Annotated in this window: 13 protein-coding genes; 6 read left to right on the plus strand and 7 right to left on the minus strand. The window is 64.7% G+C overall.

Annotated elements, in window-relative coordinates; all coding sequences use genetic code 11:
* Positions 1 to 28: 28 nt before the first annotated feature.
* From fmt to BVH06_RS12785, 4 genes are read left to right on the plus strand one after another with little or no spacing between them, the layout of a single operon-like run.
* The gene (gene fmt, locus BVH06_RS12770; protein WP_075934304.1) at positions 29 to 970 is read left to right on the plus strand and encodes a methionyl-tRNA formyltransferase; all 942 of its coding nucleotides are present in this window, start codon (positions 29 to 31) and stop codon (positions 968 to 970) included.
* Entirely contained in the window at positions 967 to 2,283 is a 1,317-nt protein-coding gene (gene rsmB, locus BVH06_RS12775; RefSeq protein ID WP_075934305.1) for a 16S rRNA (cytosine(967)-C(5))-methyltransferase RsmB, read from the plus strand. The genes fmt and rsmB overlap by 4 nt, the downstream gene beginning before the upstream one ends.
* A complete protein-coding gene (trkA, locus tag BVH06_RS12780; protein WP_013789171.1) occupies positions 2,280 to 3,653 on the plus strand; it encodes a Trk system potassium transporter TrkA in 1,374 nt (457 codons plus the stop codon). Before rsmB ends, trkA begins: the two co-directional genes overlap by 4 nt.
* 11 nt (positions 3,654 to 3,664) lie before the next feature.
* Complete coding sequence (locus tag BVH06_RS12785) at positions 3,665 to 3,982, plus strand: lipopolysaccharide assembly protein LapB (protein ID WP_075934306.1); 318 nt, start codon at positions 3,665 to 3,667, stop codon at positions 3,980 to 3,982.
* A gap of 22 nt (positions 3,983 to 4,004) precedes the next feature.
* Here BVH06_RS12785 and BVH06_RS12790 read toward each other — a convergent pair whose 3' ends face one another.
* Positions 4,005 to 4,904, minus strand: coding sequence for a LysR family transcriptional regulator (locus BVH06_RS12790; protein ID WP_075934307.1), 900 nt, complete (start codon positions 4,902 to 4,904; stop codon positions 4,005 to 4,007).
* Positions 4,905 to 5,212: 308 nt separating this feature from the next.
* Here BVH06_RS12790 and BVH06_RS12795 point away from each other — a divergent pair, with 308 nt between their 5' ends.
* Positions 5,213 to 6,367, plus strand: a complete 1,155-nt coding sequence (locus BVH06_RS12795) for an MFS transporter (RefSeq protein WP_256575176.1) — start codon at positions 5,213 to 5,215, stop codon at positions 6,365 to 6,367.
* Between the two features lie 70 nt (positions 6,368 to 6,437).
* Here the strand turns inward: BVH06_RS12795 and BVH06_RS12800 are convergent, their stop codons facing one another.
* A complete protein-coding gene (locus BVH06_RS12800) occupies positions 6,438 to 7,088 on the minus strand; it encodes a 7-cyano-7-deazaguanine/7-aminomethyl-7-deazaguanine transporter (protein ID WP_075934308.1) in 651 nt (216 codons plus the stop codon).
* A gap of 288 nt (positions 7,089 to 7,376) precedes the next feature.
* A complete protein-coding gene (locus tag BVH06_RS12805) occupies positions 7,377 to 7,832 on the minus strand; it encodes a C40 family peptidase (RefSeq protein WP_371915289.1) in 456 nt (151 codons plus the stop codon).
* Between the two features lie 336 nt (positions 7,833 to 8,168).
* Here BVH06_RS12805 and choX point away from each other — a divergent pair, with 336 nt between their 5' ends.
* The gene (gene choX, locus BVH06_RS12810; RefSeq protein ID WP_075928989.1) at positions 8,169 to 9,095 is read left to right on the plus strand and encodes a choline ABC transporter substrate-binding protein; all 927 of its coding nucleotides are present in this window, start codon (positions 8,169 to 8,171) and stop codon (positions 9,093 to 9,095) included.
* Positions 9,096 to 9,140: 45 nt separating this feature from the next.
* On the opposite strand, the gene BVH06_RS12815 is transcribed toward choX, so the two are convergent.
* The 4 genes from BVH06_RS12815 to BVH06_RS12830 form a co-directional block, all read right to left on the minus strand.
* Complete coding sequence (locus tag BVH06_RS12815) at positions 9,141 to 9,407, minus strand: PilZ domain-containing protein (protein ID WP_075928990.1); 267 nt, start codon at positions 9,405 to 9,407, stop codon at positions 9,141 to 9,143.
* A 95-nt stretch (positions 9,408 to 9,502) separates the two neighbouring features.
* The gene (locus BVH06_RS12820; RefSeq protein ID WP_075928991.1) at positions 9,503 to 10,390 is read right to left on the minus strand and encodes a lysophospholipid acyltransferase; all 888 of its coding nucleotides are present in this window, start codon (positions 10,388 to 10,390) and stop codon (positions 9,503 to 9,505) included.
* Between the two features lie 86 nt (positions 10,391 to 10,476).
* The gene (locus tag BVH06_RS12825) at positions 10,477 to 11,091 is read right to left on the minus strand and encodes a pyridoxamine 5'-phosphate oxidase family protein (protein WP_075928992.1); all 615 of its coding nucleotides are present in this window, start codon (positions 11,089 to 11,091) and stop codon (positions 10,477 to 10,479) included.
* On the minus strand, positions 11,088 to 11,651 hold the full coding sequence (locus BVH06_RS12830) for a DNA-3-methyladenine glycosylase I (protein ID WP_075928993.1): 564 nt from the start codon (positions 11,649 to 11,651) through the stop codon (positions 11,088 to 11,090). The genes BVH06_RS12825 and BVH06_RS12830 overlap by 4 nt, the downstream gene beginning before the upstream one ends.
* Between the last annotated feature and the right edge of the window lie 10 nt (positions 11,652 to 11,661).

Raw genomic sequence — 11,661 nt, forward strand, 5'->3', positions numbered from 1 at the left:
TTCCAGCACCCAGTCAAAGCGAGACCCCATGACCGAAGCTCTGCGTATCGTATTCGCCGGCACCCCGGAATTCGCCGCCGCCCACCTCAAGGCGCTGCTCGGCACCGACCACCAGATCGTCGCCGTGTACACCCAGCCGGATCGCCCGGCCGGCCGTGGCCAGAAGCTGATGCCCAGCCCGGTCAAACAGCTCGCTGTGGAAAACTGCATTCCCGTATTGCAGCCGCCAAGCCTCAAGGATGCCGCCGCCCAGGCCGAACTGGCGGCGCTGCAGCCGGACCTGCTGGTGGTGGTCGCCTACGGCCTGATCCTGCCCCAGGCGGTGCTGGATATCCCGCGCTTCGGCTGCATCAACAGCCATGCCTCGCTGCTGCCGCGCTGGCGCGGTGCGGCGCCGATCCAGCGCGCCGTGCAGGCAGGCGATGCCGAAAGCGGCGTGACCGTGATGCAGATGGAAGCCGGCCTCGACACCGGGCCGATGCTGCTCAAGGTACGCACCCCGATCACAGCCGAAGACACCGGTGGCAGCCTGCACGACCGCCTGGCCGAGCTCGGCCCGCCGGCGGTAATCGAGGCCATCGCGGGTCTCGCCAGCGGCACCCTGATGGGCGAAGCGCAGGACGACGCCCAGGCCAACTACGCCCACAAACTGAACAAGGATGAAGCGCGCATCGACTGGAGCCGCCCGGCCATTGATCTGGAGCGACTGATCCGCGCCTTCAACCCCTGGCCGATCTGCCACAGCACGCTCAACGAGGCGCCGCTCAAGGTGCTGGCCGCTCGTATCGGCGAAGGCCAGGGCCAGCCCGGGGAAATTCTCGCCGCCAGCAAGGACGGCCTGACCGTCGCCTGCGGCAGCGGCGCCCTGCTGCTCACCCGCCTGCAATTGCCCGGCGGCAAGGCGCTGAACTTCAGCGATCTGTACAACAGCCGCCGCGAGCAGTTCGCCGTCGGCACGGTGCTGGCATGAACCCCAGGCTGGCAGCGGCCCGCGCCCTGGCCGCGGTGCTCGACGGCAAGGCGTCGCTGGGCACCAGCCTGCCGCCGCTGCTCGACAAGGTCGAAGCCCGCGACCGCGGCCTCGCCCAGGATCTGGCCTTTGGCGCCGCACGCTGGCAGCCACGCCTCGAACTGATCGCCGGCAAGCTGCTGCGCAAGCCCTTCAAGGAAGGTGATCGCGACCTCGAAGCCCTGCTGCTGGTCGGCCTCTACCAGCTGTTCTACACGCGCATACCCGCCCACGCGGCAATCGGCGAGACGGTCGGCTGCGTCGACAAGCTGAAGAAGACCTCGGCCAAGGGCCTGCTCAACGCCGTGCTGCGCAACGCCCAGCGCGAGGGCGACAGCCTGATCCAGGAGCTGGATCGCGACCCGGTGCTGCACACCGCCCATCCGCGTTGGCTGCAGAAGCAGCTCAAGGCCTTCTGGCCCGAGCATTGGCAGGCTGTATGCGCCGCCAACAACGCCCACCCGCCATTGATCCTGCGGGTCAACCGCCGCCACGGCAGTCGCGATGACTACCTGGCACGACTGCGCCAGGTCGGTTTCGAAGCCGAGCCCTGCACCTTCAGCCGCGACGGCATCCGCCTCTTGCAAGCCTGCGACGTCACCCTGCTGCCCGGCTTCGCCGAGGGCCACGTGAGCGTGCAGGACGAAGCCGCGCAACTGGCCGCCGACCTGCTGCAACTGGCGCCCGGCCAGCGCGTGCTGGATGCCTGCGCAGCGCCCGGTGGCAAGACCTGCCATTTGCTGGAAGCCGAGCCGGCGCTGAGCGAGGTAGTCGCCGTGGACCTGGAAGCCAAGCGCCTGGCGCGGGTACGCGAGAACCTCGATCGTCTCGGGCTCGAGGCCACCCTGATCGCCGCCGATGGCCGCGACACGGCCGCCTGGTGGGACGGCAAGCCGTTCCAGCGCATCCTGCTCGACGCGCCCTGCTCGGCCACCGGCGTGATCCGCCGCCACCCGGACATCAAGCTGACCCGCAAGGCCGATGACATTCCGGCGCTGGCCACGCTGCAGGGCGAACTGCTCGACGCCATGTGGCCGACCCTGGAGGTCGGCGGCATCCTGCTGTACGCCACCTGCTCGACGCTGCCGACGGAAAACACCGAGGTCATCGAGGCCTTTCTCGCTCGCACGCCCGGCGCCCGCGAGCTGGACATCGCCGGCCCGTTCGGCCTCAAGCAGCCCCATGGCCGGCAACTGCTCGCCCAGCAGGACGGCCATGATGGTTTCTACTATGCCAAGCTGATCAAGATCGCAGCCGCTGGAGCAACCCGATGAAGATCATCATCCTCGGCGCCGGCCAGGTCGGCGGCACCCTGGCCGAGCACCTGGCCAGCGAGGCCAACGACATCACCGTGGTGGACACCGACGGTGATCGCCTGCGCGCCCTCGGGGATCGCCTCGACATCCGCACCGTGCAGGGCAAGGGTTCATTCCCGACCGTGCTGCGCCAGGCCGGCGCCGACGATGCCGACATGCTGGTGGCGGTGACCAACAGCGACGAAGTCAACATGATCGCCTGCCAGGTCGCCTACACCCTGTTCCATACGCCGACGCGCATCGCCCGGGTGCGCGAAGCGGCCTACCTGACCCGCGAGGCGCTGTTCGACAACGAAGCCATTCCGGTCGACGTGCTGATCAGCCCCGAGCAGGTGGTGACCAATTACATCAAGCGCCTGATCGAATACCCCGGCGCCCTGCAGGTGATCGACTTCGCCGAGGGCAAGGCCCAGCTGGTCGGCGTCAAGGCGTACTACGGCGGCCCGCTGGTCGGCCAGCAGCTCAAGCAGATCCGCCAGCACATGCCCAAGGTCGACACCCGGGTGGCGGCGATCTTCCGCCGTGACCGGGCGATCATGCCCCAGGGCGATACGGTGATCGAAGCCGATGACGAAGTGTTCTTCATCGCCGCCAAGGCGGACATCCGCGCGGTGATGAGCGAAATGCGCCGCGTCGAGAACGAATACAAGCGAGTGGTGATCGCCGGCGGCGGGCATATCGGCGAGCGCCTGGCCGAAGCCATCGAGAGCCGCTACCAGGTGAAGATCATCGAGATGAACCCGGCGCGCTGCCGCTACCTCTCCGAGAACCTGGAAAGCACCATCGTGCTGCAGGGCAGCTCATCGGACCGCGACCTGCTGGTGGAAGAGAACATCAAGGACGCCGACATATTCCTGGCCCTGACCAACGACGACGAAGCCAACATCATGTCGTCGCTGCTGGCCAAGCGCCTGGGCGCGCGCAAGGTGATGACGCTGATCAACAACCCGGCCTACGTCGACCTGATCCAGGGCGGCGAGATCGACATCGCCATCAGCCCGCAGCTGGCCACCATCGGCAGCCTGCTGACCCACGTGCGCCGCGGCGACATCGAGAGCGTGCACTCGCTGCGCCGGGGCGCCGCCGAAGCCATCGAGGCCATCGCCCACGGCGACGCGCGCTCGAGCAAGGTGGTCGGCAAGGCGATCAAGGACATCTCGCTGCCGCCGGGCACCACCATCGGCGCGATCATCCGCGACGAAGAAGTGCTGATCGCCCACGACGTGACGGTGATCGAATCCGGCGACCACGTGATCCTGTTCCTGATGGACAAGAAGCACATCCGCGACGTGGAGCGGCTGTTCCAGGTCGGCCTGACCTTCTTCTAGGGGAGCCTTTCATGACTACCGACGCACTGGAAAAAATGCTGGCCAAGGGTGTGGATAACTCACTGCTGCGCTTCGGCCTGGGCAAGGGTTACCTGGATGCCGGCAATGCCAGCAAGGCTGCCGAACACCTGCAACGCTGCGTCGAGCACGACCCGCAGTATTCGGCGGCGTGGAAGCTGCTCGGCAAGGCCCAGCAATCTGCCGGCAACCCGGACGCTGCCCGCAACGCCTGGCAAAAAGGCTTGCAGGCGGCGCAGGCCAAGGGCGACAAGCAGGCGGAAAAGGAAATGACGGTGTTTCTGCGCAAGCTGGATAAAGCCGCTCAGTAAGCCGTAGTCCAGATCAGCAAAGCTACTTGAGCGCCTGCACCTCGCGGGTCAGCAGATCGATGAAGGCCTGGGCCAGGGGCGAGCGTTCCTGGCGGCGTTTGATCAGCCACACCGCGGTGGTGGCGTCGGTATCGGTCAGGGTGCGAAACACCACGCCATCGATACGAATGCGCCGAAACGACGCCGGCAGCACCGAAACCCCAAGCCCCGCGGCCACCAGGCCGATGATGGTCAATGCCTCGTGGGCCTCCTGGGTGATGCGCGGGGTGAAGCCGGCCTGGCGGGCCAGGCTGAACAGCTGGGCATACAGGCCGGTGCCGTAGCTGCGCGGAAAGAACACGAACGGCTGGTCGGCCAGTTCGGCCAGCGCCAGCCCACCGTTCTGTTCGCCCGCCAGCGGATGCCCGGCATGCAATAGCGCCACCAGCGGCTCGCGGAGCAACTCCACGGCATCCAGTTCGCCCGGCAGCTCCAGCGGGCGGATCATGCCGATCTGCAGCTTCTTTTCCATCAGTGCCTGGCAAACCTGGCTGCTGGTCATTTCCTGCAAGTCCAGGTGCACCGCCGGAAACGCCTGGCGAAAGGCGAATACCGCACGCGGAATGATCGACACGAAGGGCGCCGAGGCGGTGAAGCCGATCTGCAGTTCGCCAATTTCACCCTGTTCGGCGCGGCGCACCACGTCCACCGACTTGCTGACCTGAGCCAGGGTCTGCCGCGTCTCCTCGAGAAACAGCCGCCCGGCATCGGTGAGTGCTACGTGGCGGTTGCTGCGCTCGAACAGACGCACCCCGAGTTCCTGCTCCAACGCCTGGATCTGCTGGCTCAGCGGCGGTTGGGAAATGCCCAGCAGGTCGGCAGCGCGGCCAAAATGCAACTCCTCGGCAACCGCCACGAAGTAGCGCAGATGACGCAGTTCCATGTTTGCTCCAATAGGTCGAGAAACATATCGATCGTGTCGAATATTATATTGGAAAGAAATTGCTCGCCTATTTATCCTTGTGACCATTCCCAATAACAACAACCACCCATGCCGGCATTCGTCAGCGCATGCGGCGGCGCTTCGCCTGGGAATCGAGTGTTAAAGAGGTCGTAATGAGTCAGCCCGTTCCACACGCACCGGAAGAGTGCGTCAGCCCCGTTAATGAGGAACCTGCCTCCCGCAGCGCTCCGCTGGAGCCCATTTATATCCAGAAGGGCACCCGCGCCTTTCTGCGCACCATTCTCGCCATGTGCAGCGGCGGCTTCGCCACCTTCGCGCTGCTCTATTGCGTACAGCCAATGATGCCGATGCTGGCGCAGCAGTTCGATCTGAGCGCCGCACAAAGCAGCCTGATCCTCTCCGTTTCCACCATCACCCTGGCCCTCGGCCTGTTGATAACCGGGCCGCTGTCCGATGCACTGGGCCGCAAACCGGTGATGGTCGTGTCGCTGCTCGCCGCCGCTCTGTTCACCGTGGGCAGTGCGCTGATGCCGACCTGGGAAGGCGTGCTGGTGATGCGCGCGCTGGTCGGCCTGGCACTCAGCGGTTTGGCCGCCGTGGCCATGAGCTACCTGAGCGAGGAAATCGATCCGCTGCACCTGGGCCTGGCCATGGGCGTTTACATCGGTGGCAACGCCATCGGTGGCATGAGCGGGCGCCTGCTCAGTGGCGTACTGGTTGACTTCATGTCCTGGCACGCGGTGCTCGGCACCCTGGGTGGCCTGGGCCTGCTGGCCGGCGCCGCGTTCTGGCGCCTGCTGCCCGAGTCACGCAACTTCCGCCCCCGCTCGTTGCGCCCGCGCAGCCTGCTGCAGGGCTACACCCTGCAATTCCGCGATGCCGGCCTGCCGTGGCTGTTCCTCCAGGGCTTCCTGCTGATGGGCGCCTTCGTGACCCTGTTCAACTACATCGGTTACCGGCTGATCGAGGCGCCGTTCAAGCTCGACCAGACCAGTATCGGCCTGCTGTCGATCGTCTACCTGTCGGGTATCTACAGCTCCGCGCAAGTCGGCGCCCTGGCCGACAAGCTGGGCCGTCGCAAGGTGCTATGGGCGGTGATCGGCCTGATGCTGGGCGGCCTGGTGCTGACCCTGTTCGACGTGCTGCCGGTGATTCTGGTCGGCATGCTGCTGTTCACCTTCGGCTTCTTCGGCGCCCACTCGGTGTCGAGCAGCTGGATCGGTCGCCGCGCTACCCAGGCCAAGGGCCAGGCATCGTCGCTGTACCTGTTCTGCTACTACCTGGGCTCCAGCGTCGCCGGCACCCTGGGCGGCGTGTTCTGGCAGGCTGGCGGCTGGGACGGCCTGGGCCTGTTCATCGGCTCGCTGCTGCTGATTTCCCTGGCCGTGGCGCTGCACCTGTCGCGCCTGCAGGCGTTGCCCATAGCAGTGGCGGCGCGCTAGGCCAGCCGATCGCACCATGAAAAACGCCGGATGCCCGAGAGGGGATCCGGCGTTTTCGTTCGGGCCTGCTTCAGTTGAGTACGGTGCGCTGCGGTACTCGCCGCACGATGGCGCTAAGCAGCATGCCGTACAGCGGCACGAACAGCGCCAGGCTGACCGCCAGCTTGATCACGTAGTCGACCACGGCGATCTCCACCCAGTTGGCGGCCATGAACGGGTCACTGCTCTGCCAGAAGGCGATGGAGAAGAACGCCAGGGTGTCCATGGCCTGGCCAAAGACGCTCGACGCAGCCGGGGCGACCCACCACTGCTTGAGCTGGCGCAGGCGGTCGAACACCTGGATGTCGAGCAGTTGGCCAAGCACGTAGGCGAGAAAGCTGGCCAGGGCGATACGGAACACGAACAGGTTGAATTCGCCCAGCGCCGCCAGGCCGCCGAAGGCGCCTTCGTGAAACAGCACCGAGACGATGTAGGACGCGATCAACGCCGGCACCATCACCCGAGCGATGACCACGCGTGCGGCGTGCTTGCCGATCAGGCGAACGGTGAGGTCGGTAGCCAGGAAGATGAACGGGAAGCTGAACGCGCCCCAGGTGGTGTGCCAGCCGAACAGGGTGATCGGCAGCTGCACCAGGTAGTTGCTGGCGATGATGATGAGGATGTGAAACGCGATCAGCGCAGCCAATACAGGGCGGCTGACCGAGGCGGGAAGCAGGGTCATGGGATGTCCTTTTTCGTGAAATGGGGTTAGGGAACCCATTGCCGCAACCGACATGGCGGCGAGCGGCGCGCAGTGTACTGCCTGCACCCTTGCCGGAACAGCCCGTCCGGCGGATGGCGAGCCTTTGACTGGTGATGCTTGAAGGTAGAAGCGGACGGTAAGGTGGATCGGGGCGCGTAACCGACGCTCCTTTCATCCACCCTTGCGATCACGGGCGGTGGACGGATGAAGCGTCGTCCACCCTACAAATGTCCGCTTCCGCCACGCCACTGTCGCTTCGCCGATCCCTCAACCATTGCTGGCCAGCTGCGTATCTTCCGGCATCACCCGGCGGGCCAATTGGAAGTGCTTTTTCCAGTAGCCGTCGCTGAGCTTGTCGATGCGTACGTTGGTGCCGCGGCGTGGTGCGTGGATGAAGCGATCGTTGCCCAGGTAGATGGCCACGTGGTCGACACCGCGCCCACGGATACGGAAGAACAGCAGGTCACCCGGCTCGAGATCACCCTTGGCCACCTTGGGACCATCAACGCGGGAGAGCGCACGGGAGGTACGGGGCAGGTCGAGGTCATCGACCTTCTTGAACGCATAGTTGACCAGGCCGCTGCAGTCGAAACCATGTTCGAGGCTGGTGCCGCCCCAGCGGTACGGCGTGCCCAACGCGGTCAGCGCCCGGTTGACCACGGCCTGGGAAGAGTTCGGATCGACCTTGGAGGGTGCGACGACACGGCTGCTGCCGTCCTGCATGTGAACTCGGAAGCTGGCGGATGCGTTTCCAGCTGCAGCACATAACAGGGTGCTGCCTAAAATCAGAGAGAGGATCAGTTTATTCAATTCGATGACCTTGGGAATAAGACTCAAGCCGCCGCGAATCCCTTCCTGAAATCAGCCACTTGCAACCTAAACAATGAACTAAGAGAGTGCTCCGCACGTCCCGTGGACGGACAGTTAAAAACTGCGTCAGGTTCATTTTTTCTGGTTTTCAACGACGAACGGTATGTACCGCCAGCGGCTTTTCGAGTCGCAAAAATCGCCCCGTTGTCTGCTAGGGTTACAGCTCCCTCACGCACAAGGATCATGCCGATGAAGCCCTTCAAGACCGTGATTACCGCCAGCCTGCTGGCCCTGAGCGCCAGCCTGTATGCCCAGGCCGAAGACGCCAAATGCGCCAGCGTCAGCCTGGCCGACCCAGGCTGGAGCGACATTGCGGTCACCAACGGCATCGCCAGCCTACTGCTCGATGGCCTGGGCTACAAAGCGCAGACCCGTACCCTGGCCGTGCCGATCATCTTCGCCGGGCTGCAAAAAGGGCAGGTCGACGTGTTTCTCGGCAACTGGATGCCGGCCGGCCAGCACGACTACGACCGCTACGTGGCCAGCGGGCAGATCGACAAGGTGGTGGAGAACCTGGGCGGCACCGAATACACCCTGGCCGTGCCGACCTACGCCCATGAAGCCGGCGTGAAGGATTTCAACGACCTCGCCAAATTCGCCGACAAGTTCGGCAAGAAGATCTATGGCATTGGCTCGGGCTCGCCAGCCAACGACTACATCCGCCAGATGATCGCGGGCAACGAGTTCGGCCTGGGCGATTGGAAACTGGTGGAGTCGAGCGAGCAGGCCATGCTGGTGCAGGTCGGCCGGGCGGTGAAACGCGATGAGTTCGTGGTGTTCCTGGGCTGGACGCCGCACCCCATGAACGTACAGTTCGACATGCAGTACCTCAAGGGCGGCGAGAAATTCTTCGGCAGCACCGGTTCGGTCAACACCCTGGCCCGCAAGGGCTTTGTTGCCGAATGCCCGAACGTGGGCAAGCTGCTGACCAACCTGAAGTTCACTCAGGAGATGGAAAACACCATCATGGACGACGTGCTCAACCGCAAGGTGGCCAATGCCACGGCGATCAAAAACTGGATCAAGGCCAACCCGCAGGTGCTCGATGGCTGGCTGGAAGGCGTGAAAACCCGCGATGGCGGTGACGGGCTGGCGGCGGTCAAGGCCAAGCTGTAGGCAGAAGGGAGCAGGCCGGCGGAGCAGAGTGCCGGCCTGCCGAACTCAATCGCGAACGAAGCGCAGACCCACGCCGTCAGGGGTGACGCGCATGACTTCCATCTCCAGGATCGGCGCTTCGATGGGCAGATCCTGCACCTGGCCGGTTACCCGGGTTCCGGGCTCCAGGGCGGCCAGGTCGTCATGCTTGACGTACACACCACCGTCGGAGAGGTCGCGGGTCTGGGCGACCAGCTCACCGAAGCTCGGATGGCAGATCTTGATGCGGCATTTCATCGGTGTACGGGGATGCTGACGCTGGTTGGCGGACATGTCCTGGCAGCCTCGAGAAAGATGTGCTCCGTTAATAACTCAAATCGCCCCACAAGCCCAGCGAAGCGGCGCCACGTTGCGAGGCGCCGCCGGTTTCAGTACCAGCGCTCTTCGCCCTCGGGGCGTTTCTTGAAGCGCTTCATGCTCCACATGTACTGGCTGGGGTAGGCGCGCACGTACTTCTCGACCACGCCGCTCATGGCCGCCACGGCGGTGTAGGGATCATCGCTGTACATGCCTTCCGGTGCGGCTTCGAGGATCACCTTGTAGCCCGAGCCGTCTTCCAGGCGCAGCGCATGCAGGAAAACGCCAACTGCCTTGTGCCCGGCGAGCATGCCCGGCACGAACTTGCTGGTCAGCGCAACGGTGCCGCAGAAGGGCACGAAGATGCCAGCCGAGAGGCTCGGCTCCGGGTCGGCGGGAATGCCCACCGCGCCGCCCTTGCGCACTTCCTTGATGACGCTGAGGATGCCTTCCTTGGTCGACGGTGCCACGCGGTTGCCCAGTTGCACGCGCTGCTCGCGCAGCAGGTCGTCGACTGCCTTGAGCTTGGGTGGGCGGTAGAAAATGATCGGTTTGCACTGCGAGCAGTAGAAGTGGTTGAGCACTTCCCAGTTGCCCAGGTGGCTGGTGATGCCGACCACGCCCTTGCCGGAGGCCAGCGCCGCCTCGAGCACTTCCAGGCCCTCGACCTCACGCACGCGCGCCAGGGATTTGTGCGCCGGCCAGACCCAGGCGCAGGCACTCTCGGTCAGGGTACGGCCGATATCCATGAGGCTGCGGCCGACCAGTTTGTCGTGCTCGGCGGCAGTCAGTTCAGGGAAACACTTGGCGAGATTGATGCGCACGACTTCGCGCGAGCCATTCGGCAGCTTCCACATCAACCAGCCGATCATCGCACCCAGCGACTGCACGGCACGCCAAGGCAGGAGGGCAAACAAGCGCAGGGATCCGACCACCAGCGCGCCTTTGAGCTTTTCCACAAGCAGCTCCCGTTAAAAAGGGCGCGTATTGTAACTGTCTGGGGCCGGCCTGGCTGTTACATACACGGGCAGAAACGATGAAACGTTCAATAAAGCTGCGTTTTCAGGCGTTCCTGCAGTTGCTGCTCATAGGCCTGCACGTCGAACTGCGGATCCATCACCGCCTTGAGCAAATCGCCGGCTGACGGCAGGCTGGCTCGTTCGACCTGCCGTTCGGCCTCCCACAAGCCCGAGCGCACCGCCGCCTTGGAACACTGGAAGTAGCAGGTATCGATGCTGATGCGCAGCACGCTGCGCGGCAGTTTGCCTTGCGCCTCGCACAGCGCCAGCAGCTCGGGCTCCAGCGAGATGGTCGCGCGGCCATTGACCCGGAAGCTCTCGCCGACGCCGGGGATCAGGAACAGCAGCGCCACGTGGGGGTCGTGGATGATGTTGCGCAGGCTGTCGATGCGGTTGTTGCCGGGGCGATCCGGCAGCAGCAGGGTGCGCTCATCGAGAACGCGCACGAAACCCGCTGCGTCGCCCCGCGGCGAGCAGTCCAGCCCGTCCGGGCCGCGAGTGCCCAGCACCACGAACGGCGAGGCGGCCACCAGTGCCTGGTAGGGCGCGCTCAGGTAGGGCAGCTCCTTGCGCAGCGAGCGCTCGTGGGGCACGCCGTACAGCGCCTGCAATTGTTCGAGCGTATCGATGGTGGTGCTCATGGTCGGGCCTCCTGTTGCAGTTGGGCGTAGCGATCGCAATCGCGGGTATGGTCCATGACCATGCCGGTGGCCTGCATGAAGGCGTAGCAGATGGTCGGGCCGACGAAGGTGAAGCCGGCCTTCTTCAACGCCTTGCTCATGGCCTCGGCTTCAGGCGTGACGGCCGGTACGTCGCCACGGCCCTCGAAATGGTTGATCTTCGGCTGGCCGCCAACGAACGACCAGAGCAACGCCACCGGGTCGTCCAGGCGCAGCCAGGCCTGGGCGTTCTTGCGTGCGGCCTGCAGCTTGAGGCGATTACGGATGATGCCGGGGTCCTGCATCAGGGTCTCGATGTAGGCGTCGCTCATCACGGCCAGGCGCTCGGCATCGAAGCCGAACAGCACTTCGCGATACCGCTCGCGCTTCTTCAGTACGGTGATCCACGACAACCCGGCCTGGGCGCCTTCGAGTATCAGCATCTCGAACAGGTGCTGGGGATCGCGCGATGCCACACCCCATTCCCTGTCGTGGTAGGCCTGATACAGCGGATCGTCGTTACACCAGAAACAGCGGGGCATGGCAGTCGGC

This window comes from Pseudomonas sp. PA27(2017) (genome assembly GCF_001945445.1).
Taxonomy (GTDB): domain Bacteria; phylum Pseudomonadota; class Gammaproteobacteria; order Pseudomonadales; family Pseudomonadaceae; genus Aquipseudomonas.

Excerpts from the sequence above, each read along its gene's own strand:
- BVH06_RS12800 (WP_075934308.1), bottom strand. The coding sequence starts at position 7,088 with ATGACCCTGCTTCCCGCCTCGGTCAGCCGCCCTGTATTGGCTGCGCTG.
- choX (WP_075928989.1), top strand. The coding sequence starts at position 8,169 with ATGAAGCCCTTCAAGACCGTGATTACCGCCAGCCTGCTGGCCCTGAGC.
- fmt (WP_075934304.1), top strand. The coding sequence starts at position 29 with ATGACCGAAGCTCTGCGTATCGTATTCGCCGGCACCCCGGAATTCGCC.
- BVH06_RS12830 (WP_075928993.1), bottom strand. The coding sequence starts at position 11,651 with ATGCCCCGCTGTTTCTGGTGTAACGACGATCCGCTGTATCAGGCCTAC.
- BVH06_RS12795 (WP_256575176.1), top strand. The coding sequence starts at position 5,213 with ATGTGCAGCGGCGGCTTCGCCACCTTCGCGCTGCTCTATTGCGTACAG.
- BVH06_RS12790 (WP_075934307.1), bottom strand. The coding sequence starts at position 4,904 with ATGGAACTGCGTCATCTGCGCTACTTCGTGGCGGTTGCCGAGGAGTTG.
- rsmB (WP_075934305.1), top strand. The coding sequence starts at position 967 with ATGAACCCCAGGCTGGCAGCGGCCCGCGCCCTGGCCGCGGTGCTCGAC.
- trkA (WP_013789171.1), top strand. The coding sequence starts at position 2,280 with ATGAAGATCATCATCCTCGGCGCCGGCCAGGTCGGCGGCACCCTGGCC.
- BVH06_RS12825 (WP_075928992.1), bottom strand. The coding sequence starts at position 11,091 with ATGAGCACCACCATCGATACGCTCGAACAATTGCAGGCGCTGTACGGC.
- BVH06_RS12785 (WP_075934306.1), top strand. The coding sequence starts at position 3,665 with ATGACTACCGACGCACTGGAAAAAATGCTGGCCAAGGGTGTGGATAAC.
- BVH06_RS12805 (WP_371915289.1), bottom strand. The coding sequence starts at position 7,832 with ATGCAGGACGGCAGCAGCCGTGTCGTCGCACCCTCCAAGGTCGATCCG.
- BVH06_RS12815 (WP_075928990.1), bottom strand. The coding sequence starts at position 9,407 with ATGTCCGCCAACCAGCGTCAGCATCCCCGTACACCGATGAAATGCCGC.